Here is a 26322-nt window from a genome sequence, read left to right as displayed (position 1 = left end):
CAGCTACAATTTCACTTAAATAAGCCGATTGAACTTTAATCAAAAATCCGATTACTTGCCGTTCAGTTTTTCCTGCAAAGTATATCGCGGGGCATGAGTATCTGTCTGCAATTTACTGTTTACATCAATAATCATTACCTGCTGCGGTTGCCGCTCTTGTAAACTGTACCATGTTGGCAGCCCTTTACCATTAGGATTGCCTGTTTTGATAAAGTTGGCAAAGTAAGTTTGCATTGTTTCGGATATTTTATAATCCTCGGGAGTCCAGTGGTAAGCTTTATTATAACGCAAATTGCCAAGTGCATACTCTATCTCGGCTGAGTGTACTGCGCCAGGTGCGTCATTAGATTTTCCGTCGGTAAAAGCAGGGCGTTTGCGGGTATAGTAATATTTGTATACTGGCTTGCCACCGGTTTTGCTTTGCATATCGGCTAATTTCCAGGTACTGTAAGCAATAAAGTTATCAGAAGCCAACTCGGTAGCCACCTGCTCTACATCTGCATCGTTAGCAGCCGGGTAAGCTGCAAAGATGGCGTCGGCCTTTTCTTTACCATACGCAGCCAATAAGGCTTCTTTGTAAGATTGTACCGTAGATGACCGGCTTCCTAAAACACTGCGGTAACTGCCTTCGGCCGAGTTCCAGCCCACCAGTAAAGGCACATGCATCTGCTCACCAGCTTCAAAAATAGCTTTGGGCATTTTAGGAATCAGGTAGCCATCAACATCAGCCGAGAAACGAAAGCCGGCAGACATTTTAAGTAACGAGTCTGCCGGGATACTACGTAAGTCGGCTAACGAGGCTGCCTTTACCGCTGTTGCAAATCTCTGCCCGTTCTCTTCGGCCGCCGCCAAAGGTGCCGGCGACAGGTTACCTAACAACGCGCCGCTTTCGGCAATAGCTCCGGCAAAAAGCCCTTTTGATAGTGGGGATGCCATTTGTGCACTTACCGACATCGAGCCTGCCGACTCGCCCGCTATAGTTACCCGTTTAGGGTCGCCGCCAAACGCTGCGATGTTTTTTTGTACCCATTCCAGGGCCGCGTGCTGGTCCAGCAATCCATAATTGCCAGAGGCGTGGTGCGAAGACTCGGCAGTGAGCAAAGGATGCGCCATAAAACCGAATACGCCCAAACGGTAATTCACCGTAATAGCCACGACGCCCTTTTGAGCCATGCTCTCACCATCATACCGGCCTTCCGAGCCGTCACCGGCCGAAAATCCACCTCCGTAGAAGTACACCAAGACGGGCAAACGTTCCGTACTCGACTTAGCAGGTGTCCAGACGTTCAGATACAAGCAGTCTTCACTTTTACCGTCGCTCCTGAAAATCATGTCGCTGTACATAGTACGTTGCATAGCCTGCGGACCGAAGTGATCGGCTTTGCGTACGCCGGTCCAGCTTTTAACCGGCTGTGGTTCAACCCAGCGTAATTGGCCTATCGGCGGCTGTGCAAACGGGATGCCTTTATAAGATCTTATACCGCTGGCTTCGGTAACACCATCTAACAATCCGTTAGCAGTTTTAACCTGAGGCAAAGCACCTTGATTATTTTGAGCATAAAGCTGTATAGATGCAAGCATCAGCAACGAAAGAATCACTTTTTTCATGAAGGTAGATTTTAATTGGCTTGGTTAAAGCAAAGGTAAATATATGAAAGCATCATACCCAACCGTAACAAGGTTGTTAAACAACAAAGGCTACACTTGTAAAAGTGCAGCCTTTGCGTTGATTTATTGAATAAGCTTACCTGGTATAGTTAGGCGCTTCTTTGGTAATGGTAATATCGTGCGGATGCGATTCGCGGATACCGGCAGCTGTGATGCGAACAAAACGGGCTTTTTGCAGCGCAGCAATATCTTTAGCGCCACAATAACCCATACTGGCCTTTAAACCACCAACAAACTGGTAAGTAACCTCGGACAGTGTGCCTTTGTACGGCACACGCCCAACAATACCTTCGGGTACCAGCTTTTTAATATCATCTTCAACATCCTGAAAGTAACGGTCTTTTGAACCCGATTCCATCGCCTCAATAGAACCCATGCCACGGTAAGATTTAAAACGACGGCCTTCGTAAATAATGGTTTCGCCCGGCGACTCTTCAACACCAGCAAACAACGAACCTGCCATAATGGAGCTTGCGCCGGCAGCAATGGCTTTAGCTATATCGCCGGTATGTTTAATACCACCATCGGCAATAACCGGCACACCAGTACCTTCTAAAGCTTTGGCGCATTCGTATACGGCATATAATTGCGGTACGCCTACACCGGCAATAATACGGGTAGTACAAATAGAACCCGGACCAATACCAACCTTAACCGCATCGGCGCCAGCTTCGGCTAAGGCTTTGGCAGCATCACCGGTAGCAATGTTACCTGCGATTACCTGCAAATCAGGATATTTAGCTTTAACTTCTTTTAACTTGTTAATTACTCCTTTAGAGTGCCCATGTGCTGTATCAATAGCAATCACATCTACACCTGCTTTTACCAGGGCATCTACACGGTCCATGGTATCGGCGGTTACGCCAACTGCTGCTCCTACCCTTAACCGGCCATGCTCGTCTTTACAGGCAATAGGGTAACTTTTTACTTTCTGGATATCTTTAAAAGTTATCAAACCACACAATTTACCGTCACCATCAACTACGGGTAATTTTTCAATTTTCTGATCCTGCAAAATCTCTTCAGCCTGCAACAAGGTAGTGCCTTGTGGAGCAGTAATCAGGTTGGTCGAGGTCATCACCTCGCTTACCGGCCGGCTCATTACCTTCTGAAAACGGAGATCGCGGTTGGTTACAATGCCTTTTAATTTGCCGTCTGCATCAATTACCGGGATACCGCCAATACGATACTCACGCATAATTTTAAAAGCATCAGCTACAATGGCCGTCTCGTTAAGGGTAACGGGGTCTTGTATCATACCACTTTCAGAACGCTTTACTTTGCGTACTTGGTCGGCCTGAGCCTGTATGGTCATGTTTTTGTGCAGCATACCTAAACCACCTGCCTGCGCTATAGCAATGGCCAACTGAGATTCGGTTACAGTATCCATAGCCGCCGAAACGACAGGAATATTCAGCTTAATTTTTTTGGTGAGATACGAACTGGTATCAACTTCGCGTGGTAAAACTTCTGAGTAAGCTGGAAGAAGCAACACATCATCGTAGGTTAAACCTTCGGCAACAAATTTGGAGGGGTCGAGCTGCATGGCAAATAATTTTTGTGTGTGATTATTTGCCGGGCAAAGGTAAGAAATTAATTCGTTTTTTGGCTAATGCCCTGCAATTGCCTATTTAGTTTAAACTTAAATGACAAATTGCAGCCAATGAAACGAAAATATGCCAATGCACTACATTATTGGACATTGGCATATATAACAACATATCGCCTTCGAAACCGCAGGCGAAATATTAATATTTTCCGACAACTACTTTGTAGAACTCGTCGAAGTTCCAGTAATGGTTGGCTAATGCAAGCAGTTCTTCGGCCGTAACAGATTTTACAATTTCGGTGTAACGGCTGTAATAGTCATAATTTAAACCCGAAAAGTAAACGTTTTTAAACTTATCAGCATGCGAAAACACGTTTTCCAAACTGCCGAGTAAAGAACCCAACATGTAGTTACGCACTAACGAAAGTTCTTCTTCGCTTATGGGTTCGGTTCTTAGCAGGTTAATTTCTTTCTCGATTTCATTTACCGCACTACGGCAAACATCGGCACCTACCTCAGTAGCAATAAAAAACGCACTGCCATATTTAAGCGATGAAATACCAGAACCTATGCCATAGGTATAACCCTTATCCTCGCGAATGTTAGCCATCAAACGTGATCCAAAATAACCGCCTAAAACAGTATTAAGTACCTGCAAGGCCGGGAAATCAGGATGGGTACGGTTAACCATAGGTAGTCCCATGCGGATGGCCGACTGCAATGCGTCTGGTTTCTCGGTAAAGTAAAAACGGTCCGTTAAAGGCTCAATAAGCTGCTGGCTTACATCAGCTGGTTCAGCCGTATTTTCCCAATTGCTAAAAGCAGCTATAATTTGATTTAAAGCAACTTCATCGGCTTTACCGGCAATTACCAGGGTACAATTAGCCGGCTGATACATTTGCTTAAAGTGCGCCAGCATATCAGCCCGTTGCAGTTGCTGGTAATGCCCGGCATCGGCGCTTAAGCCATAAATGGAGTTGCCGTACACCGCCCGGTTAAAAGCCCTGCGCGCCAGAATATCGTTTTTTTGAAGGCTCACCTGTAACTTTTGCTGCTGGTTACGGATATAGGTATCCAATTCATTTTCGGGAAACTGGCTATCCGTTAATATATCTTTAATAACCGGCAAGGTGTGCTCTAAATGGCGGTTTAAACTGTAAAGCGTAAGCTGTGAGTTATCATAGCCATACTCCGCCTGTAAAAAAGCACCATAGTAGTCAATTTTATCGGCTATTTGGGTGGCCGATAAGGCCGACGTACCCTCGGTAAGCATAGTGTTTACTGCCATGTTTAATAATGGCTTGGCCGGATCAAAACGCAGATTACCAAAAATCAACTCCATGCGCAGCAAGTCCTGGTCGCCGGAGTTAAACCAATACACTTTACAACCGTTAGGCAATTGTGTATGTCCTGGCTCAATAAGACTGATATGATCAATTGCCTGATATACAGGCGCCAAAGTTCTGTTCAACGTCATGCGGTTTATTTTTCGGCGAGGTAAATCAGTGTAGAAGAATTCTCTTTACAAAAAACACGTTGCGCCTGCTCTTGTATTTGCTGTGCAGTTACCTTTAAATATTTTTCGGTTTCGTAATTAAATAAATCGGCATCTCCCAACAGTTCAAAATAGGCCAGGTTCATGGCCTTGTCAAGCAAAGCCATCTCAGCAAATACCATTGTCGACTCGGTTTTGTTTTTAACCTTAGTCAGTTCCTCGTTGGTAATTGGCGCTTTACCCATCTCTTCTAACTCCTGCCAAATGGCCGCTTCGGCATCTTCAATGCTAATAGTTTCTAATGGCTTGCCTTCAACCACCAGCATACCTTTATCAAAGCTTCCGGTTAAATAGGCATGTATCTCACTAAACAATTGCTTTTCGCGCACCAGCGAGCGATGTAAACGGGAGGATTGCCCGCGCGATAAAATATCAGAAATCAAATCGAGCGCATAGTAATTTTCGTCAGTACGGGCCGGTACCTGAAAAGCGATATAAATATCATTCAGCGGAACCTTTGCGGTAACCGTTTCGCGGCGCTCTTCGTGCTGTTCTGGCTCTTGCGGCAGGTTACGTTCGTACTTATCGCCGGCCGGTATAGGCTCAAACCATTTTTCGGCCAAGGCTTTTACTTGTTCGGTGGTTACATCCCCCCCTACAACCATAATAGCGTTTTGCGGATTGTAATGCTTTTTAAAGAAAGCTTTAACATCCTCTATTTTGGCATGCTCAATATGCTCAAGGTTTTTGCCTATGGTAGCCCACTGGTAAGGGTGCTGTTTGTAAACCATAGGGCGCAAGCGCAACCATACGTCGCCATAGGGCTGGTTAAGGTAGCGCTGCTTAAATTCTTCCATCACCACATTGCGCTGCACCTCTAGGCTTTTTTCGCTAAAAGCCAGGCTCAGCATGCGGTCGCTCTCTAACCAAAAAGCGGTTTCTAAATTGGCGGCAGGCAGGGTGATGTAATAGTTTGTAATATCGTTGCTGGTAAAAGCATTGTTTTCGCCGCCAACTCGTTGCAGTGGCTCGTCATAAACAGGTATGTTAATAGAGCCACCAAACATCAAATGCTCAAACAAGTGAGCAAAACCGGTTTGCTCGGGGCTTTCATCACGCGCGCCAACATCATATAAAATGTTAACTACCGCCATAGGTGTGGTATGATCTTCATGAACAATAACCCGGAGGCCGTTGCTCAATGTAAAACGGTTGAATTTAACCATGTAATTTGAGAACAAAATTTTTATAGAACGGCAAATGTAATGTTTTGGCCTTTAAATCAGCATCTCATTTTTTGCCGGGTTTAACTGGAGATGATTATTGTATAAGTTATAACGTTAACCCGCTAAATTTATTGAGCATATTATACACACTATGATCTCGCTATAATTTAACATCCAGTTTTGCGCTTTATGCAAAAAAATAACGGCTGCCAATACTATGGCAACCGTTAAATCAAATCAGCAGAAAAAGTTTTTATTTTAATAACGGTGTACGTTAAAATCGGACACGCCGCCTTTAAGCTTGAGGTAAATTTTATTTGGGGCGTTCTCAAAACCAGGTGTGGTGTAATGGTCGCTGCTTATTTTGGTAAAGCCTTCAAAATCATTAGAGGATAGACCGCTTGAGGTAACAATATCGCAAGCTGCACTCTTTGGAATGTTAATATCAATTTCTGACGCTCCTGTTGATACTACCACATCAGTAACCGGCAACTTGGCATCCAATTTAACATTGCACGATGCTGCGCCGCCATTAATATTTAGGTTGCGTATTTTGTAGCGTGTCAAATCAAAATCAACTTTGGCAGCACCGCCACGCAGGTTAATATCCCAGATAGGTGCAGTGTTTAAACTCAAACGAGCTACATTCATATTGCCGCCGTCCCACCTAAAACGCCGGTTACGTTTGTTCATATCAAAATCAACCACAGTAACCGAGTCTTCGGTACGACTGTCTAACCTATAATCACCATAATATTCGCTGGTTGAGGCTGTGAACAAGCTATCGGTACTTTTGCTTAAAGTGTATTTAGTTGCCCCTCCGCTTACGTTAAGGCGGGCATATTTAGTACCCGCTACAAACGGTTGCTGATAGCTATTGGATGATGATTTGGCAGACATCTTTAAGTCGCCATCTATGTCATCATCATCGTCGTCGTTGTTGTGGTCATCAATTACATCATAATGACTCCTGAAAGGGCCGAAACCGTATTTACCTTTGACGTTACTAAACAGTATAAAACCCAAACCTATAATTAATACCGCTACCCTAACCAGCGTAGCCCAAACTGCCCTGGTGTTTGAAAGCAGCAGGTTAACTCCGCCTATCACTAAAAATACTGGCCACAACCTAAACAGGTTACCCCAATGAAAATCAATTACCCCAAAGTTATTAAGTAAAAAAACGGCCCCGATAATAACCAGTACCAGGCCCGAAAATAATCTGTCGTTTCTCATGGTTTAAACAATTGGAGGGTTAGTATTGGTTGATTTGCGGCTACCTGAAGTAAAAATGAGTGCTAAGCCTATTCCAACAATAGTAACGGGCCACAGATGTTCAAAATCTAAATCAGGAAAAATATCATACTCATCCAAAAGCAATACAGCTCCCAGTATAATGAACAACATACCAGCAATTAAACTAAAATTACTTTTGCGTTTTACAGGCTGATAAGTAAAAGGTGATGCGCTTTCGGCATCAGGCTGTACCGGCGGAACAGTATAATCTACCTCGGGTTGTTTAAAGGTATAGTCTACCTTTTTAGGTAATACAGCCCAAAGTATAATATATAATAATACGCCTGAGCCTTTGGCAATTAAAGCTATCAGAAATAAAACCCTTACGATGGTAGGGTCAATATCCAGGTAATCGGCAATACCTTTACACACACCGCCAACCATTTTATTTAATTCGTCGCGGTAAAGTCTTTTATTGTTGTTCATTGTTTTAAGTTTTTATGGTACTTACTGTAACTGACCTAAAACGGGCTTAATCACAATCTCATCCACATTAGCGCCTGCGCTCATGCGGTAAGCAGTAACTACGGCAGCGGCAACATCATCAGGCATAATAAACCGGTCGGGGTGCACCTCCGTTCCAGCCCAGGATGCCGTTAGTGTTGAACCTGGCAGTAGCGCGGTTACTTTTACACTGTATGGCTGCATTTCAAGTTTCATTACAGTATTAAGACTGTACATTGCAGCTTTTGTTACACTATAACTACCAGCATTTATTGCAGGATGCAACGCCGCCGCCGAACAGATATTAAAAATATGCCCGCTGCCCTGCGCCACCATGTTTTTACCAAAAAAACGGTACAGCTCATACGCCGGCATCAGGTTGGTATTTATCTGATTCATTAAAGCATCATCCTCGTCATCCAGTACTTTCGAGGGGATGAAAAGCCCGACGTTGTTAACCAACACCTTAATAAAGCCTAATTGCGCTTGCGCCTGCCGGGCAAAATCAAGCAGTTCGGCCTTTATGCTGCAATCGGTAGCGTGAGTATAAACCTGTATTTCGGGATTTACAACCAACAGTTCTTCCTTTAATTGAGCTAAATCTTTTACCTTTCGCGAACAAATTGCCAGGTTTAATCCTTGTTTAGCAAATGCGATAGCGATGGAGCGGCCTATCCCTTGGGTAGCGCCTGTGATGAGGGCATTTTCCATAATTATTAACAAATAAAGCAATTTACTAAAGCTCTGAGGCTTTATTATAAAAACGTATTTTTACTCATAACCAAAAAAAAGCAGCTGTTCAATGTTTTATACTTTAGGCCGGTACATTCTCTTGATGAGATTAAGCTTCAGGCGACCCGAAAAATTTTCTATCTATTGGAATGAAGTTATGCGCGAAATGGTATCTGTAGGCATTGGCTCTATGGGTATTATCAGTATCATTTCTGTATTTATCGGTGCGGCCACTACCATACAGGTAGCCTTCCAGTTATCAAGCCCCTTAGTACCCCGCAGTATTGCCGGCAGTATTGCCCGCGACTCTAATATTTTAGAGTTTAGCCCAACCATATCTTCGCTGGTTTTGGCCGGCCGGGTAGGTTCGAGCATTGCCTCGCAAATAGGTACCATGCGGGTTACCGAACAAATAGATGCCCTCGAAATTATGGGTGTTAATGCGCCGGGGTATTTGATTGCCCCTAAAATTATTGCCTGTATGCTGATGGTGCCGTTACTGGTTATTTTCTCTATAGCACTGGCCTTAACCGGTGGTTACATTGCATGTGTGTTCACCGGCGATGTTAGCCCTGCCGATTACTTAATGGGTGTACATGATGGCTTTATGCCTATTACCATCCAGGTGGCACTGGTAAAAGCTTTCATATTTGGCTTTTTAATTGCTTCAATCTGTGCCTATCAGGGTTTTTATACCTCAGGCGGTGCGTTAGAAGTGGGCCAATCGGCTACCCAGGGTGTAGTTTACAGTTGTGTAATGATTTTATTTGCCGATTTGATGGTAACCAGTGTAATGCTATGATTGAGATTAAAGACATTTATAAAACATTTGGCGAAAACGAAGTACTGCGTGGTATAAGCGCTGTATTTGAGCCAGGCAAAAACAACTTAATCATAGGCGGCTCCGGATCAGGTAAAACTACTTTGCTTAAATGTATTGTGGGTTTGCACGAGCCCACCAAGGGCCTGGTTATTTTTAACGGCGAAAACTTTACCGAAATGAATTTTGAGCAACGTGTACCCATCCGCAAGGAAATTGGTATGTTGTTTCAAAACTCGGCCTTGTTTGACTCGATGACGGTTGAGGAAAACATCATTTTCCCGCTTAATATGTTTACTGAAATGAGCACGTCTGAAAAATTAGACCGTGCTAATTTTTGTTTGGAACGTGTTAACCTGAAAGATAAAAACAAATTGTATCCTTCAGAACTTTCGGGTGGTATGAAAAAACGGGTAGGCATAGCGCGGGCCATTGCTATGGAGCCCAAGTATTTATTTGTAGATGAGCCCAACTCTGGCCTTGACCCTAAAACATCTATAGTAATTGATGAATTGATTAACGAGCTTACCCAGGAGTACAAAATAACCACCGTTATTGTAACCCACGATATGAACTCGGTGATGGGTATTGGCGACCATATTATCTTTTTACACCAAGGCAAAAAAGCCTGGGAAGGCTCGAACAAAGAAATAGCACACACCGACAACCAGGAACTCAACGACTTTGTATTTGCCAGCAAGTTTACTCAGGCGGCTAAGGAGAAGCTGTAATAGGTTTACTGTATTTGCTAAAGCGTTTGCTTGCGTACTTTAATATTGGGCTCGTGCCGCATATTATCTTACCTTTGCCATATACAGGCAAGCATTACTTTATTTATGTCGAATATCCAACTCCTCACTCCTACGCACTGGAAAGATTATGAACTAATTGATTGCGGAAACTTTGAAAAGCTGGAACGTTTTGGCCAAGTAATTTTGATCAGGCCAGAGCCACAGGCCGTCTGGAGCAAACAGCTGCCTGAAAGCGAATGGCAGCGGTTACATCATATCCGCTTTAAAGGACGGTCTGCCACAGCCGGCGACTGGGTAAAAAAGAATCCAAAAACGCCAGACCGATGGCATGTTGAATATAAGAACGATGATGCCGCTATTAAATTTCGTTTGGCACTCACATCATTCAAACACTTAGGTATTTTTCCGGAGCAAGCTGTAAATTGGGATTATATTGCGCAAAACGTTAAAAGATTTAAAACGGCTCGACCTAAAGTGCTTAACCTTTTTGCTTATACCGGCGGCGCTTCGCTGATTGCACAAGCAGCCGGAGCCGACACTACCCACGTTGACTCCATAAAACAGGTAGTAAGCTGGGCTAATGAAAACCAGGAGCTTTCGGGCTTAAAAGATATACGCTGGGTGGTTGAAGATGCTTTGAAGTTTGTTAAACGCGAATTAAAACGTGAGAAAAAGTATAATGGTATTATCCTGGATCCGCCTGCTTATGGCCATGGGCCTAACGGCGAAAAATGGAAACTGGAAGATCACATTAACGAAATGATTAAAGATGTAGTGCAGCTGTTAGACCCCGAAGAGCACTTTTTGATACTGAATACCTACTCATTAGGTTTCTCGTCGGTTATTGTAGAAAACCTGATTAAAGGAGCTTTTCCTGCTGTGCAAAATCTTGAAATTGGCGAGCTGTTTTTGCAGGCTACTGCAGGTAGTAAGTTGCCTCTAGGGGTGTTTGGTAAATTTTATAAAATTTAACTATAACTATTAAAGGCAATAATTATCTTTACAACGCTCAAGAGTTAAAAAAATTTTAACGGCGCTAAAATATACTTAGCCCATGTTCCTGTCCCTGTAAAGCCTCGCGGCTAAATTTATGATGAATCTCAAAGCGTTACTGCTATCTTCTTCGGTCCTTTTATCATCTTATGTGCTGCTGTCGAGCTGTACAGAAAACAGCAAGGCCGGCAAAGCTGCTACCAGCACCCAAACTACTACCACAAGTACCACCACTACTGACACGACCACCAAGGCGGTTTCTCAGCCTGTTGATAAGGCTAAATACGATACCTTAGTAAAACGCTTGGCCAATGGTGATACTACTGGTCATTGGCCGGTTAAAAACCAGCCTTACCCTGTTGCGGGTGCTATTTTACCGTTTAAACGGGTAGTGGCATTTTATGGTAACCTGTTTAGTAAACGCATGGGTATTTTAGGCGAGCTGCCCCCTAACGAGATGCTGGCCAAACTAAAAACTGAAGCCAAAAACTGGGAAAAAGCCGACCCAAAAACACCGGTACAAACCGCTTTACATTATATTGCCGTAGTTGCACAAGGCGATGGTGGTGCCGACGGTAAATACCGTTACCGCATGCCTTTTAAACAAATTGACACGGTACTTTCTTTGGCTAAACGCTCCAATTCAATTGTGTTTTTAGACGTACAGGTAGCTTTAAGTAACATTAAGGCAGAATTGCCTTTACTCGAAAAATACTTAGTCATGCCGCAGGTGCACTTTGGTATGGACCCCGAATTTTCGATGAAAGATGGCACTAAGCCGGGTAAAAAAATTGGCACTTACGATGCTGCTGACGTAAATTATGTAAGCAACTACCTGGCAGGCCTGGTAAAAAAATATAACTTGCCTCCAAAAATATTAGTAGTTCACCGCTTTACCCGTAAAATGGTAACCGGTACTAAGGATATAAAACTACATCCTGAAGTACAGGTGGTAATGGACATGGACGGCTGGGGCGAACCCGACCTTAAATTAGGCACTTACCGTAACTTTATATTTCCAGAACCTGTACAGTTCACCGGCTTTAAGCTGTTTTACAAAAACGACTTAAAAAAACCACCTCATCGTATGCTTACTCCGCAAGAACTGATGAAGTACAAACCGCAACCTATTTATATACAGTACCAGTAATATATTCCAAACAATTACTGGATGTGGCTAAGCCCGATGCTAAATGCATCGGGCTTTTGTTTTCAATATCATTTTTTAATTACTAATAGAAAAACGACAGTAACCTTTCATTGTTAGTTACGTAATACACACCATCTGTCTATATAAAACGGCATTAACACAAAGTTTAATTTTCTTGTAATAAAGGCACCCCATCAAACGGATCTGCTTTTTTACAGACTGAACTATAACGGCTAGCAAGGGTTTGAAACGGCTTTTACATAAATTTACTTTGGGTATAGATAAAATCTGGTACCGTTACAAGAAATTTGTAGAGGCTGCTGTATCTAAAAATGCATTCGAAACTAAAGACATCTATTACCTGCAGGAGCGGCTTTTCATCAACATCATTCTTTACTCGCTTCCGTTAAGTTTAATTGCAGTTATCCCAACTGTAATTATTACTTATGAGCATGGGCAACATTATTTACCCCATGTGTATATATCTGCTATTGTTGTCATCTCCACCATAAGTTTAAACCGGCGCATAAGCCTTAAATTCAGAAAGGGCTTTTTAGTACTGTTTCTTTATGCAGTTTCTATATTCTTGATAGCCGATACAGGTTCTTTTAGTATTGCGAGCATCTATCTGCTCGCTTTAAGTGTACTGGTTGCTTTAATATTTTCTAAACGGATAGTGTATGCATCTTTACTGGCCAATATCACTATATATGCCACGCTAGGCTTAATTATATACACACACATTTTTGACCTGAGTGTAATTTATCATTACACTTTAAGCATGTGGTTTGCTTATTCATTGAATTTTGTATTTCTTAACCTATTGGTAATTATACAGGTACGATATATTGTTAACGGATTAAAAGTTACCATTTTACAGGAAGCGAACCTGTATCAGGAACTGCAGTCAGAAATGCGCGAAAAAGTGAGCATCAATCTGGCACTTCGCGAATCTGAAGAACATTACAAAAGCCTGTTTCTGCTCAATCCATCACCCATGTGGATTTACGATGCCGATACCTTAATGATTTTGCAAGTAAACGATGCTGCCATTAGAAGATACGGTTATTCGAGGATGGATTTTCTGTGTATGAACATAGAGGATGTGCGCCCGTCATCTAAAATTCCGGAACTTCAAAAAATTTTAAGACGGGAGAAATTGCCTGACACCGAAAAAACGATTAATACCCAGCATCAAACTAAAAGCGGCGAAACATTTTACGTAGATGTGCAATGTATAAGAATTCCATTTAAAGGTAAAAATGCACGTTTGGTAATTTCTACTGATGTTACTGCACAATTTGAGCATGCATTAGCCATTGAAAATCAAAACGCCAAACTACGTGAAATTGCCTTTATGCAATCACATATTGTGAGGGCACCATTGGCACGCATTATGGGATTAATGAGCTTGATTTTGCCCGGACCAAATGTAGTTACCCAAGATAAAAAGCTTTTTGAGTTTTTAGATGTGTCGGTTAAAGAGTTGGATGACGTAATCCGTGCTATTGTAAGCACCAGCGAAGAAACAGAGCCGCAAACGCATAATTTAAATTTAATTGAGTCTGCCAAGAGTGATATAGAAAACCTTACGGCTCAATATCATTAAGTGACCACCTCAATGGCAGGATTTATTTTCACAAGCTCTTGCACAAACAAGTCCTGATTTTTAGGCGATAGGTAAATTTCGTCATACTTGTTATAAGCCAACACGCAGCCGTGGGTATCAAGCGATGGTTTTAATCCTATAAAACTGGTTTTACCCGTGGTAATTTTACGAATACTGGCTACCGGGATACTGCCATTTATTGGCCCCGAACGGTATTTGAGCTGTTGGCCGTCAATAATATAATAGGTACCAAACCAAATCCATAAAAGGAAAGCGGTAATCAGAACAGTAAAAATGAGATAAAACGGATCGTTCGATTGGTCGGTAATTACCTGAAAGGCGTTAAAAACCATCAGCGCGACTACTCCCCAGATAAGCAAACTCACCCATACTGCTTTGCCCGATTTAAATATCATCTGGTTTAAAAGTTAAAGCCAGCATTGGCATCCGGATTGTCCAGTTTGGTGCTTTTGCGTTCGCCTTTTGCGGTAACATGCAGCATGTTTATTTGTTCGGCATGCTCGGTGTACAACAAGTCGTCGTGCACTTCAATTTTTTGCGCTTTGCTAATACCTTTTGCCTCCAAGTAAGCCCAGGCGCCATCCTCCTGTATTTCGTAACCTAAAAAAGAAGGGTTCAGTACTTTACCATCTACCTTAATAATTAAGTGCTTGTGCACGTAATCGTTCATGATTTGCTTAAGCTGTTCTTTGTTGGCAGGTTTTACTATATCTAACTGTACATGGTACTGCTTTTCAAGCACATGCTCTAAATCATCATAAAACATACGGCAGCTAATCTCAATAGCCTGCGTGCGGGCATTGTGATTAATTTCGGTTACGCTTACATAAAACGGATGAAATATAGCAAACCAGGTAAAGAACAGGCATTGTAACATACTGAATAGAATTGCATCAACTAACTACAAAATAAACTATTATTATCGGCAATTAATACTTTTAGCACATGCACGATTTTCCGTTGTACTTTAAGTTAGGGTGGCAGCACATCTGCGACTGGCAAGGGTACGATCATATTTTATTTGTAACCGTACTGTGCGGCACTTACGTATTGGCCGATTGGCGCAAAGTGCTCATTTTAGTAACCGCCTTTACCGCAGGGCACTCTATAACCTTAGCATTAAGTGTTATCAATATCTTGCATGTGAATACCTCACTCATCGAGTTTTTGATTCCTGTTACCATTGTAATTACCAGCTTTATCAACATTAAAAACAAAAGAAAAACGCCTGGCACTCTGCGCCTGTCTTACGCACTTGCCTTGTTTTTTGGGCTGATACATGGTTTGGGCTTTTCTAATTACTTAAAAAGCCTTTTGGGTCGCAGTACCAATATTGTACCTCAGTTGCTGGCTTTTAATTTAGGATTAGAATTTGGCCAAGTGCTGATTGTACTGTGCGTGTTAACCGTATCATTTATTTTACTTAACATTATTAAAATACAGCGCCGCGAATGGACATTGTTCCTGTCATCTGCTATATTTGGCATAGCGTTAATTATGTGCATAGAGCGCTATGCCTTAATCCATTTTAGATGAAAAAACTCTACAGCTTACTGGCAGGTTCGCTTCTGCTAACTTCGGCACTACAGGCCCAGGTAATTGAAAATAATCCGGGCTCAAATCACGGTAATAAATTTGAACAGTTGGGCAGCACTTACCTGGCCGACCCTAACATGTACCGTTCGGCATCGGGTGCCCCCGGCCCTAAATACTGGCAGCAAAAAGCAGACTACGACATTGCAGCCAAACTTGATGATGATAAGCAAAGACTGGATGGTACCGAAACCATTACTTACTACAACAACTCGCCCGATGCGCTTACCTATCTTTGGTTACAGTTAGACGAAAATCAGCATAAAAAAGATGCCGAAAGCGCTAAGTTTGACGAAAGCCGCATGCAAGATCGCATGAGCCTTCGGCAGTTGCAAACCATCATGGGCCATAACCTGGATTTAGGCAACCACATTGTAAGTGCCAAAGACGGATCGGGCAATACGCTTAAATATACTATTAACGAAACCATGATGCGCATTGAGCTGCCGCAAACGCTGCAGCCGGGCCAAAAGTTTACGTTTAAAATTGCCTGGTGGTATAACATCTCTGACCGCTTAACCATTGGCGGACGCGGCGGTTACGAATACTTTCCGGAAGATAAAAACTACCTGTATACTATGGCACAGTGGTATCCGCGAATGGCCGTATACAGCGATTTTCAGGGCTGGCAAAACAAACAGTTTACCGGTCGTGGCGAGTTTGCCCTAGCGTTCGGCGACTTTAAAGTAGCCATTAACGTACCGGCCGACCATGTAATTGATGGTACTGGCCAATGCTCTAACTATAGCTCGGTGTTAACCGCAGCTCAATACAAACGCTGGCAGCAGGCACAAACCTCTTATAAAGAGCCGGTAGAAGTAGTTACCCTGGCCGAAGCCAAAAACGCTTTAAAAGGTCATGCTACCGCCCGCAAAACATGGAACTGGCATGCCGAAAATGTACGCGATTTTGCCTGGGTATCTTCCCGCCGTGTAGTATGGGATGCAATGGCTACGCAGATTGATGGCGGCCGAAAAGTAATGGCCATGTCGGTGTATGGACCAGAGGCTTACCCACTTTATCGCCGTTACTCTACCAAGGTTGTTGCTCACACCCTTAAAACGTACTCAAAGCATACTATCCCCTACCCTTATCCTTGCGCTACTTCGGTTGAGGCATCAAACGGTATGGAATACCCGATGATTTGTTTTAATTACGGCCGTGCCGAAAAAGACGGCACCTACAGCGAAGCTACCAAAAACGGCATGATCGGTGTAATTATCCATGAGGTGGGTCACAACTTTTTTCCGATGATTGTGAACTCCGACGAGCGCCAGTGGACCTGGATGGACGAAGGATTGAATACTTTTTGCCAGTATTTAACCGAGCAGGAATGGGACCCTAATTTTCCGTCAAACCGTGGCCCGGCCTATAAAATTGTAGATTACATGAAGCTGCCTAAAAACGAGTTAGAACCTATCATGACCAACTCGGAAAATATACAGCGCTTTGGCCCTAACGCCTATGCAAAACCGGCCACCGCGCTAAACATTTTGCGCGAAACAGTAATGGGCCGCGAGTTATTTGACTACGCTTTTAAAACTTACTCGCGCCGCTGGGCTTTTAAGCACCCAACACCAAGTGATTTTTTCCGTACGATGGAAGATGCTTCGGCGGTAGATTTAGACTGGTTTTGGAGAGGCTGGTTTTATGGTACCGACCCGGTTGATATTTCGGTTGACAGTGTTAAATACTATCGATTAAACACTAAAAACCCGCAGGTAGAGTCTACTTATGACCGTGCCCAGTTTGACCGCAATTTGCAAAACATCAGTACTACCCGCAACCAGCAGAATGGCACCCGCTTTGCCGTAGAGGCCGACACTGCTTTGCAAGATTTTTACTACAAATGGGACCGCTTTGCAGCAACGCCCGTAACCCAGCAAAGCTATCAGGCTATGTTCAACGCATTAAGCCCGGAGGAGAAACAATTTTTTGGAAGTAAGAACTTTTTTTACGAAATCAGTTTCAGCAATAAAGGGGGCCTACCTATGCCTTTGTTTATTGAATGGACCTACGCCGACGGCAGCAAAGAACTTGAAAAAATATCAGCCTATATTTGGCGCCATAACGAGTTAAATGTAACCAAGGTATTTGCTAAAACCAAAGAAGTAAAAGGCATTAAGCTGGACCCTTACCGCGAAACAGCCGACATTAACGAAAGTAACAACAGCTGGCCAAGAGAATACACTCCTACCCGTTTTGAGCTGTTTAAACAGCAAAACGTAATTCGTGGTGCCAGCACAGGCGGCAACCCTATGCAAGAATCGCGGAAAACAACGCCGTAATATCTCATCAGCGTCTTGACTTTTAGGTGATAAGTCGATACTCTTATAAACCATAACCGTCAAGAGGTTTTATTTGCTAACCCGTTTATGCATTATACTACCCACCATCCCAATATTTTATGAAATCGATTTGTGTTTTTTGCGGAGCCAATTTTAACGGCGACCCTTTGCTTACCGAAGCGGTTGAGCAATTGGCCGAAATAATGGTAAGCCGTAATATTAGCTTAATTTTTGGTGGCGGTCGGGTTGGCGTAATGGGCATGATAGCCGACGCTGTTTTAAAAAGGGGTGGTAAAGCTATTGGAGTTATACCCGAGTTTTTACTGAATAAAGAAGTTGGGCATACCGGATTAACCGAACTGCACGTGGTGCAAAACATGCACCAGCGCAAGCAAATGATGAACGATTTGTGCGACGGTATAATTACCCTGCCGGGAGGATTTGGTACACTTGAAGAGTTTTTTGAAGTGCTTACCTGGCTGCAATTAGGTTTGCATCAAAAGCCCATAGGCATTTTAAACGTAAACGGATTTTACGACTTTTTGCTTAAGCAAATGGATGTAATGGTTGAGCATCGCTTTTTGAAGCCCCTAAACCGCGAACTGGTACTTTCGTCAGCCAGTCCGGTAGAATTAATTAATTTGATGGGCAATTTTAGCGCTAAACCTGACGAGGTATGGTTTAAAGAACAAAACCTGACTTAACAGGTAAATACGGTTTTTATTCAAAATCAAGTTCTACGGCATTTAACCATGGATCCAGCAAATGGTTAATTTGTACAATACGGTTAGCCAGCTGTTTCATGTGCTGCTGCCGGTAGTTTTTTTCGGTAGCACCCTCTTCTTCTAGACTCAAAAATTCGAGCTGGATATGCGTGTTAAATATGGTTTGCTTTAGGCGCTGTTCTTCTACCAGCCTGGCAAAATAATCAAGTTCTGTTTGTTGCATCTTTGTATAACGGCTTAACATTAAAATTTATATCAAACGCAAATAAATGGTAAGCAACGCATTATTTGCGAGCTACCTTGCCAACAACTTACGGATTTTCCACCCTGACGGTTGCGCTGTTAAAATTTAAACTGTAGTGTTTGTTAATTTACGTTCTGCTATTCAACAAGTTTTTTCAAACTTAGTTTAAAAAACTATGGCCTTAGTTTAAATTACCTATTACACCGTTCACCTTTGCTAAATATTTTTGTTGGATTGATTAAACAAATTCGCTGCCTCGAATTGGCGACTTGTTTATATTATTTGCGCAGCTATGCTGCATTTGTGAAAGCAAACCAGCAACAGGAGGCTATCAATAGCGCTTTTAATAAAATATAAAACAGGATTTTGACGCAATTGCAGACGCAATTTATTTATTTAAATCCAGGGAGATTTCACTTCACTCACAGCGTAATTTACTTTAACAATGGCTGCACGCTTTTTTAACCAGCCCACTACATCATATTTTTTACACAAGTAAATAATGGTCATGATTAGCATTTATCGTCCCTCCTTTTAATCTTTTCTGCTTATGCCTTTAACGGTAAATGTAATAATAAGTTTACATAACCCCGCTTTGATTTATTAAAAATAAATTAAAGTACAAGATGCTTATACAGGCAATTTGTCAGTTAAAGCATGGCAATCTATTGACGGTATAACATTTGCTCAGTAGTATTAAAAGCTTAAATTTGTAGCTTAATATTACGCCGATGTCTCAAGATACAGAACATGTAAAATGTTTAATTATAGGTTCAGGTCCTGCCGGTTATACGGCGGCTATTTATGCGGCACGTGCCGATCTGAAGCCTGTTTTATATACCGGTATGCTGGCCGGAGGGCAACTTACCCAAACTACTGATGTTGAAAATTTCCCTGGCTATCCGAGTGGCATCATGGGCCCGGAGATGATGGAAGACTTTCGCAAACAGGCAGAGCGTTTCGGCACTGATATCCGTTTTGGTTATGTGAGCTCGGTTGATTTTTCGAGTTTGCCCCACAAAGTGGTGGTTGATGAAGTAAAAACTATTCTAGCCGACACAGTTATCATTTCGACCGGAGCATCGGCCAAATGGTTAGGTTTGGAGTCTGAACAAAAATATAACGGTTTTGGTGTATCAGCTTGCGCCGTTTGTGATGGTTTCTTTTTCCGCGGACAGGACATCGCCATTGTAGGTGCTGGGGATACAGCTGCCGAAGAAGCAACTTACCTGGCTAAACTTTGCCGCAAGGTGTATATGCTGGTACGTCGGGATGAATTCCGTGCTTCTAAAGCTATGGTAACCCGGGTATTAAATACGCCTAATATTGAAGTTATTTATAATACCGAGACTAAAGAGATTTTAGGAAACGAACAAGGCGTAAACGGCGTTGCTATTATCAACAATCAAACTCAGGAAGAGAAAGTATTAGATGTAACCGGCTTTTTTGTGGCCATTGGTCACCACCCAAACACTGATATATTTAAAGGGCTTATTGATATGGACGAAACTGGCTATATTTTAACTAAGCCGGGTACTACCCAAACCAATATTGAAGGTGTGTTTTGCTGTGGAGATGCTCAGGACAACGTTTATCGCCAAGCTGTAACCGCAGCCGGAACCGGCTGTATGGCGGCCTTAGATGCCGAACGCTACTTGGCCGACAAAGAAGCTGAAGAAATGATAGCTCATTCTTAAAATAAATTCTTATAAAATAAGAAAGCCGTTCCTTGATGATAAAAGGAACGGCTTTCTTATCTTATAATGTTGTGCAAATCTGCTTATAGATGCCAACTAAACTGCTAACAGTTTTAATTTTTGTTGGTCAAACTCTTCCTGAGTAATTGCACCGGCATCCAGCAGCTTTTTGTATTCCATTAACTGTTCGGTGTTTGATGCGGGCGTTGCCACCGGCTGAAACGGATTATGGTAAATCATCGGCGCATCCTTACGTTCAGATGTAACTGCCCATATTAACGCCCCAATCCAGCCCAGTATCGACCATCCTAAAAACAAATTTAAAAGCGTAATTCCCATGCGGTCGCGCTTGTTTCTGCCAACAAAAGCCGGGATGAAATACACAACAAGGCCAATTACGAAAAATATAATAATCAAAATTTCAGGCGCTCCCACCGAGACGTAGAGTAAAGTCGTAAGATTTTAAGTTGAATTTTAGCTTAAATCTATAAGGAATAATAATTAATTAGAAGGAAATAACAATTGTGCCTCCTTAAATTCCTATTGTAGCACTAACCTATTTATTCGACTAATCAGATGCAAAATCAATTTTCATCTACACCAATTTCTCATTTACCCTCATCCCATCGCGCTTAACAATATAAGCCGGTATACCTACCACCGTACAATTGGCGGGTACATTCTTAACTACTACGGCATTGGCACCTACAACGCTGTTATCTCCTATAGTAACATTACCAATTACCTTAGCGCCTGCATTAATTGTTACATTATTGCCCAAAGTAGGCATATCCGTATCATTTGAGTAGCCAATAGTTACCTGTTGATTAATCCAGCAGTTATCGCCTATAGATTTGGCAGCAATAATGGTGGCAAAACCGTGCTGAATGAACAAGCCCTTACCAATATGATCTGCATAAATATAAAGCGACGATAGCTTGGGACATATTATGTTCAAAAGTACTTTCCAGATACCCACCCGCTTATAAAATAAGTTTCTAAACTCCGGAAAAGATCCTAATAAATGAACCAGCCCCGTTGTGTAACCATACGGCAGACCAAATACTTTTAGCCAGCGCTCAATGTCCGCCTTAATCAGTTCCTTATTTCTGTGAACGCTGAATACCAGAATATGCGGAGAGCATCTAATGAATTCAAAAAAAAGCTTAACCCAATAAAGTTTCCTCTTCATAGCTATTATGAGCACCCAAGTTCATCAAAAACAGGTGATTAATCTAATATTTATTGTAATAGTTAGCTGTACCCTGATAAACAAGCCATTATTCAATAATGATGTGCTGATTACTGCATTTACAATTGTTAGAGATTAATTAACTTTGATAGGCTTTTATTACACATCATGAATAATCGTTCTTCAATACTATGGTTTGCCCTGGCACTGCTATCAGCATGTAATACCACTAAAAACAGCATGCCTACCGCATCTATCTCTACGGTAAATAATGGTAAAGTATGGTCGTCACTTTGGCAGCAACGTGCGGCCGAATACAGGGCATTGTGCTTTCAGGCTTATAACCTAGCCCAATTACGTTTAGACGAGGCATTGAAACAACCAGGCAGCAAACCGCTGGCCGTAGTAACCGACATTGACGAAACCGTGCTTGACAATAGCCCTTACGATGCACAGCGAGCCGTTAACAACCTGGAATACGATACCGCCACCTGGAAACAATGGACAGCCCAGGCTGCTTGCGATACCGTTGCAGGTGCGCCCGGGTTTTTTAAATATGCTGCCAGCAAAGGCGCAACCGTATTTTACATTACCAACCGCGATGAGGATGAACGTACGGGTACCCTAAAAAATCTGCAACGCTATCAAATGCCTAACGCTGACGATGCGCATCTGTTATTAAAATCGGGCAATTCGAGCAAGGAAAGCAGGCGGCTTGAAATACTGAAAAACTATAATATTGTACTGCTTTGCGGTGATAACCTACCCGATTTTGACAAGTTATACGATAATCACCCTACAGAGCAAAGCCGCGCTCAGGTTACCACACAACTGGCCCGACAGTTTGGCAGTAAATACATCGTGTTGCCTAATCCATCATATGGCGATTGGGAGGGATCTTTATTTAAATTCAATTATAAGCTTACCCCATCACAAAAAGACTCAATTATTAAGGCCAACACAAGATTTGCTAAATAATATATAATTGTTAAGCTTTTGTTAACCTAACCTTTCGCTTAAGTTTAAGCCTATTTTTGCCAAATTATTGGGTTATTTATTATGAAGAAGGCGTTAATTTTAAGCTTTTATTTTGCACTTGCAGGTTTAAGTGCATCAGCACAGCTTCCGGGCAAAACAGCATCAGGGCAGGTACTACTGCCTAATGGGTGGAAATTAAGCCCGGCAGGGCGCTCGCTGCCTTTAGGCGATTTACCGTTAAACATTCAGTTGTCCCCATCAGGCCGGTTGCTGGCTGTAACTAATAATGGGCAAAGCACACAGTCGTTGCAACTTATAGACGCTAAAAGCGAAAAACAGTTGGATCAATGCACCCTGGCTAAATCATGGTATGGACTGGCCTTTTCGCACGACGAGAAAACGTTGTATGCCTCCGGCGGTAATGATAACTGGCTCTATCGCTTTTCACTAGATGGGAACAAACTCGGTAGGCCTGATACCCTGCGCCTGGGTAAGCGCTGGCCAAATAAGGTGGGGCCAACAGGCATTACTGTTAACAACAGTAATACCAAGCTTTATGTAACCACTAAAGAAGACAGTTGCCTGTACGTCTTAAATCCGCAATCGGGCGAAGTGCTTAATAAGATCAAACTGGCGGCCGAGAGTTATGCCTGTTTACTATCGGCTGATGAAAAAACACTATACATATCTTTATGGGGTGGCGAAAAAGTTGCCGTGTTTGATACGCAGAAGCAACAAATTGTTAAAAGCATTTTTACCGGCAGTCACCCGAATGAGTTACTCCTGAATAAGAAAAACGCATACCTGTATGTGGCGAACGCCAATGACAATAGTGTATCGGTCATCAATACTAAAACTAATAAGGTTATTGAAACAGTTTCGGCCGCTTTATATCCAACCAGGCTTACCGGCGCTACCACTAATGGACTGGCTCTGTCTGCCGATGGCAAAACACTTTATATAGCCAATGCCGATAACAATTGCCTGGCTGTGTTTGACGTAAGCCAGCCCGGTAACAGTAAAAGCAGGGGGTTTATACCGGTAGGCTGGTACCCTACCAACGTTAAAGTACTGGGCAATAAAATATTTGTTGCCAATGGTAAAGGTTTTACTTCTATGGCTAACCCCAACGGTCCGCAGCCTATTCGTAAGACCGATAACAGCGGGCATCACATTGGCTCTACCAACAGCCGCGAGCAATATATTGGCGGTTTGTTTAAAGGTACGCTATCTATTATTGACCAGCCTAAGCCCGAACAATTAAAAGCCTATACCAAACAGGTTTATGCCAATACACCGTTTAACAAACAAATAGAAGCTACTGCCCCCGGCGAGGCAGGTAACCCCATACCCCGCAAGCCCGGCGATAAATCGCCCATTAAGCATGTATTTTATATTATTAAAGAAAACCGTACGTACGACCAGGTTTTAGGCGATATGCCGCAAGGTAATGGCGACACCTCATTATGCATTTTTGGTAAAAAGGTTACGCCTAACCACCATGCTATAGCCACTGACTTTGTACTGTTAGACAATTTTTATGTAAATGCTGAGGTAAGTGCCGATGGGCATAACTGGAGCACAGCTGCTTACGCTACCGACTTTGTTGAAAAAAACTGGCCTACCAGCTACGGTAACCGGGGAGGCACTTATGATTTTGAGGGGTCGCGCCAGGCAGCTTATCCGCGCGATGGCTTTATATGGGATTACTGCAAGCGGGCCGGTATCAGCTATCGTACGTATGGTGAGTTTGGCGAATATGGAAAGGCCAACATCAAATCGTTACAGGGCCATGTGGCGCCGCATTCGCCGGGTTTTGACCTGGATATAAAAGATGTTTTGAGAGCTGATGCGTGGATGCATGATTTTGATTCGTTAGCCACCATTAATGCTATTCCGCGTTTTAATACAATCCGCATCTCTAATGATCATACCAGCGGACAGAAAAAAGGCAAACACTCACCTACCGCAGCCGTTGCCGATAACGACCAGGCTATCGGAATGATACTGGAGCACTTGTCGCACAGCCCGGTGTGGAAAGAGTCGGTCGTGTTTATACTGGAAGATGATGCCCAAAACGGTCCTGATCATATTGATGCCCACCGTTCGCCGGCATTTTTGGCGGGCCCGTATGTTAAACGTAATGCGGTAATTAACCACATGTATTCGACCTCCGGTATTTTGCGCACTATTGAGTTGATTTTAGGCTTGCCACCCATGAGCCAATATGATGCGGCATCAATGCCGTTATACGATTGTTTTACAGCACAACCCGACTATACCCCTTATATCAAAAAAGCTGCTCAGGTAGATTTAGAGAAACGCAACATGGCGGTAAATGAAAGCAGCAAACGTTCGGAGCTTTTCAACTTCGCCAAAGAAGATGCCATACCCGACCTGGAACTTAACGAAGTGGTTTGGAAATATGTAAAAGGCGAAAGCGCTGTGATGCCTGCCCCCAAGCGGAGTGCCTTTGTGATATTGGAAGCCAAAAAGAAACGTGACGACGATGATGATTAATTATTAATTTAGCATTATCTATAAGTTACACCTATGATTGTTATTGAAAACGAATTTCTGAAAGTGGCCATCAGTACTAAAGGCGCACAATTAAGTTCTCTATACCATAAAAAAACACAAACCGAACATATGTGGCAGGCCGATCCGGCGATTTGGCCCTGGCATGCTCCTAACCTCTTCCCTGTAGTGGGCGGTTTAGTTAATAATCATATAAATATAGACGGCAAAACATATTCGTTATCGCGCCATGGTTTTGCCCGCCAATCGGATTTTAAGGTGGCTGAGGCAACGGCAGATCATGCTGTATTTGCATTAACTGCCAACGCCCAAACCCTCGAAGTTTACCCTTATCATTTTTCTTTTCAGGTGCTTTATACTTTAATCGAAAATAGCTTAAGGGTTACTTACAAAGTTGTAAACTTGGACAATCAAACCATTTATTTTTCGGTAGGCGGGCATCCGGCCTTTAATGTGCCATTTGGAAACCAAGGCAGTTACGAAGACTACTACCTGGAGTTTGAAACTACCGAACCATTAGAGACGCACGTGTTATCTGCCGAAGGCTATTTTAACGGTGAAACACACCCGGTTAAATTACAGGGTAAAAAATTATATTTAACTCGTAGCCTGTTTGATAACGACGCCTTGGTGTTTAAAAATATAAACTCCAGGATGGTGACTATTAAGTCTGACAAGCACGATCAAACCCTATCGGTTGAGTTTCCATATTACAAGCATTTAGGTATCTGGGCTAAGCCGGGAGCCAATTTTGTTTGTATTGAACCCTGGCTCGGTTATGCAGATAACACTGTTCCGGCCAGCGACATCAGCACCAAACCGGCCATTCAAAAACTGGAAAAAGGCCATGTTTTTGAGGCGCCATTTTATATCAGTTTGTGAGGCACATTGTTGTTAAATGTTTTTTTTAAAACATATTCCTTTTTATTGTGGTTTTAAAGGCAACAGGACATTTATATAACAATCACATGAAAAAGAAAATTTATTTTTTAATGACTGCGCTGATGCTAAGCTTTGTGGCTTTTACCTCAAATGCTGCTACCAGCGATGACAATGGCAAAAACTACAAAGAGTTTTATGCTAACAAAACTGCCGAAGAAAGAAATGCCCGTGTAGAAGAGATCAAAACGCGCGTAGAAGAGATTAAAGCGATGGACAAATCGCATTTAAACAAAGCTGAGCGCAAAGAGCTGAAAGCTGAATTAAAAGATCTTAAAAAAGAAGCTAATGCTGCAAGTACAGGCGGTGGTGTTTATCTATCTGTAGGTGCTATCATTATCATTATTTTAGTACTTATCCTGATTTTATAATC

General features: G+C 42.6%; 25 protein-coding genes. 13 read left to right on the top strand and 12 right to left on the bottom strand.

From position 1 onward, the window contains the following. Positions 1-51 precede the first annotated feature (51 nt). The 7 genes from AAGR14_RS03770 to AAGR14_RS03740 form a co-directional block, all read right to left on the bottom strand. Positions 52-1608, bottom strand: coding sequence for a carboxylesterase family protein (locus tag AAGR14_RS03770; RefSeq protein WP_342647266.1), 1557 nt, complete (start codon positions 1606-1608; stop codon positions 52-54). A 136-nt stretch (positions 1609-1744) separates the two neighbouring features. Continuing rightward, positions 1745-3214 carry an IMP dehydrogenase gene (gene guaB, locus AAGR14_RS03765; RefSeq protein WP_342647265.1) on the bottom strand — a complete coding sequence of 490 codons (1470 nt, stop codon included), beginning with the start codon at positions 3212-3214 and terminating at the stop codon, positions 1745-1747. A gap of 202 nt (positions 3215-3416) precedes the next feature. Next, a complete protein-coding gene (locus AAGR14_RS03760) occupies positions 3417-4694 on the bottom strand; it encodes a pitrilysin family protein (RefSeq protein ID WP_342647264.1) in 1278 nt (425 codons plus the stop codon). Between the two features lie 5 nt (positions 4695-4699). Beyond that, entirely contained in the window at positions 4700-5938 is a 1239-nt protein-coding gene (locus tag AAGR14_RS03755) for a pitrilysin family protein (RefSeq protein WP_342647263.1), read from the bottom strand. Between the two features lie 258 nt (positions 5939-6196). Beyond that, entirely contained in the window at positions 6197-7174 is a 978-nt protein-coding gene (locus tag AAGR14_RS03750) for a DUF5668 domain-containing protein (protein WP_342647262.1), read from the bottom strand. 3 nt (positions 7175-7177) lie between these two features. Beyond that, complete coding sequence (locus AAGR14_RS03745; RefSeq protein ID WP_342647261.1) at positions 7178-7660, bottom strand: PspC domain-containing protein; 483 nt, start codon at positions 7658-7660, stop codon at positions 7178-7180. Between the two features lie 21 nt (positions 7661-7681). Then, positions 7682-8389: an SDR family oxidoreductase gene (locus AAGR14_RS03740; RefSeq protein WP_342647260.1), complete on the bottom strand. Its 708-nt coding sequence runs from the start codon at positions 8387-8389 to the stop codon at positions 7682-7684. A 91-nt stretch (positions 8390-8480) separates the two neighbouring features. Here AAGR14_RS03740 and AAGR14_RS03735 point away from each other — a divergent pair, with 91 nt between their 5' ends. From AAGR14_RS03735 to AAGR14_RS03715, 5 genes are all read left to right on the top strand, one after another. Then, a complete protein-coding gene (locus AAGR14_RS03735) occupies positions 8481-9212 on the top strand; it encodes an ABC transporter permease (RefSeq protein ID WP_342647259.1) in 732 nt (243 codons plus the stop codon). Further along, positions 9209-9961, top strand: a complete 753-nt coding sequence (locus AAGR14_RS03730; protein WP_342647258.1) for an ABC transporter ATP-binding protein — start codon at positions 9209-9211, stop codon at positions 9959-9961. The genes AAGR14_RS03735 and AAGR14_RS03730 overlap by 4 nt, the downstream gene beginning before the upstream one ends. Positions 9962-10066: 105 nt before the next feature. Continuing rightward, positions 10067-10954: a class I SAM-dependent methyltransferase gene (locus AAGR14_RS03725; RefSeq protein WP_342647257.1), complete on the top strand. Its 888-nt coding sequence runs from the start codon at positions 10067-10069 to the stop codon at positions 10952-10954. A 121-nt stretch (positions 10955-11075) separates the two neighbouring features. Beyond that, positions 11076-12125, top strand: coding sequence for a hypothetical protein (locus AAGR14_RS03720; RefSeq protein ID WP_342648726.1), 1050 nt, complete (start codon positions 11076-11078; stop codon positions 12123-12125). Positions 12126-12396: 271 nt separating this feature from the next. Further along, the gene (locus tag AAGR14_RS03715) at positions 12397-13734 is read left to right on the top strand and encodes a PAS domain-containing protein (RefSeq protein WP_342647256.1); all 1338 of its coding nucleotides are present in this window, start codon (positions 12397-12399) and stop codon (positions 13732-13734) included. On the opposite strand, the gene AAGR14_RS03710 is transcribed toward AAGR14_RS03715, so the two are convergent. Beyond that, positions 13731-14150: a PH domain-containing protein gene (locus AAGR14_RS03710; RefSeq protein WP_342647255.1), complete on the bottom strand. Its 420-nt coding sequence runs from the start codon at positions 14148-14150 to the stop codon at positions 13731-13733. The two genes, AAGR14_RS03715 and AAGR14_RS03710, sit on opposite strands and share 4 nt — an antisense overlap. A 5-nt stretch (positions 14151-14155) precedes the next feature. Continuing rightward, on the bottom strand, positions 14156-14632 hold the full coding sequence (locus tag AAGR14_RS03705) for a DUF6702 family protein (RefSeq protein WP_342647254.1): 477 nt from the start codon (positions 14630-14632) through the stop codon (positions 14156-14158). 68 nt (positions 14633-14700) lie between these two features. Here AAGR14_RS03705 and AAGR14_RS03700 point away from each other — a divergent pair, with 68 nt between their 5' ends. The 3 genes from AAGR14_RS03700 (at position 14701) to AAGR14_RS03690 (ending at position 18340) form a co-directional block, all read left to right on the top strand. After that, the gene (locus tag AAGR14_RS03700) at positions 14701-15291 is read left to right on the top strand and encodes a HupE/UreJ family protein (RefSeq protein WP_342647253.1); all 591 of its coding nucleotides are present in this window, start codon (positions 14701-14703) and stop codon (positions 15289-15291) included. Then, positions 15288-17636: a M1 family metallopeptidase gene (locus tag AAGR14_RS03695; RefSeq protein ID WP_342647252.1), complete on the top strand. Its 2349-nt coding sequence runs from the start codon at positions 15288-15290 to the stop codon at positions 17634-17636. The genes AAGR14_RS03700 and AAGR14_RS03695 overlap by 4 nt, the downstream gene beginning before the upstream one ends. A 119-nt stretch (positions 17637-17755) precedes the next feature. After that, on the top strand, positions 17756-18340 hold the full coding sequence (locus AAGR14_RS03690; RefSeq protein WP_342647251.1) for a TIGR00730 family Rossman fold protein: 585 nt from the start codon (positions 17756-17758) through the stop codon (positions 18338-18340). Positions 18341-18356: 16 nt separating this feature from the next. Here AAGR14_RS03690 and AAGR14_RS03685 read toward each other — a convergent pair whose 3' ends face one another. Continuing rightward, positions 18357-18584 carry a hypothetical protein gene (locus AAGR14_RS03685; RefSeq protein ID WP_342647250.1) on the bottom strand — a complete coding sequence of 76 codons (228 nt, stop codon included), beginning with the start codon at positions 18582-18584 and terminating at the stop codon, positions 18357-18359. Positions 18585-19336: 752 nt separating this feature from the next. Here AAGR14_RS03685 and trxB point away from each other — a divergent pair. Next, positions 19337-20302, top strand: coding sequence for a thioredoxin-disulfide reductase (gene trxB / locus AAGR14_RS03680; protein ID WP_342647249.1), 966 nt, complete (start codon positions 19337-19339; stop codon positions 20300-20302). A 96-nt stretch (positions 20303-20398) separates the two neighbouring features. Here the strand turns inward: trxB and AAGR14_RS03675 are convergent, their stop codons facing one another. Both AAGR14_RS03675 and AAGR14_RS03670 read right to left on the bottom strand, forming a co-directional pair. Next, the gene (locus tag AAGR14_RS03675) at positions 20399-20719 is read right to left on the bottom strand and encodes a superinfection immunity protein (protein ID WP_342647248.1); all 321 of its coding nucleotides are present in this window, start codon (positions 20717-20719) and stop codon (positions 20399-20401) included. A 178-nt stretch (positions 20720-20897) separates the two neighbouring features. After that, a complete protein-coding gene (locus tag AAGR14_RS03670; protein ID WP_342647247.1) occupies positions 20898-21494 on the bottom strand; it encodes a hypothetical protein in 597 nt (198 codons plus the stop codon). Positions 21495-21662: 168 nt separating this feature from the next. Between AAGR14_RS03670 and AAGR14_RS03665 the strand changes: the two genes are divergently transcribed. The 4 genes from AAGR14_RS03665 (at position 21663) to AAGR14_RS03650 (ending at position 26320) form a co-directional block, all read left to right on the top strand. Next, positions 21663-22472: a 5'-nucleotidase, lipoprotein e(P4) family gene (locus tag AAGR14_RS03665; RefSeq protein ID WP_342647246.1), complete on the top strand. Its 810-nt coding sequence runs from the start codon at positions 21663-21665 to the stop codon at positions 22470-22472. 81 nt (positions 22473-22553) lie between these two features. Continuing rightward, a complete protein-coding gene (locus AAGR14_RS03660) occupies positions 22554-24992 on the top strand; it encodes an SMP-30/gluconolactonase/LRE family protein (RefSeq protein ID WP_342647245.1) in 2439 nt (812 codons plus the stop codon). Between the two features lie 33 nt (positions 24993-25025). Then, entirely contained in the window at positions 25026-25892 is an 867-nt protein-coding gene (locus AAGR14_RS03655) for an aldose 1-epimerase family protein (RefSeq protein ID WP_342647244.1), read from the top strand. A gap of 86 nt (positions 25893-25978) precedes the next feature. Beyond that, positions 25979-26320, top strand: a complete 342-nt coding sequence (locus tag AAGR14_RS03650; protein ID WP_342647243.1) for a hypothetical protein — start codon at positions 25979-25981, stop codon at positions 26318-26320. The last annotated feature ends 2 nt before the right edge of the window (positions 26321-26322 follow it).

It is taken from the genome of Mucilaginibacter sp. CSA2-8R, assembly GCF_038806765.1.
GTDB lineage: Bacteria > Bacteroidota > Bacteroidia > Sphingobacteriales > Sphingobacteriaceae > Mucilaginibacter.
Note: the sequence above shows the minus strand (reverse complement) of the source record. Positions and strands in the feature narration are given on the sequence as shown.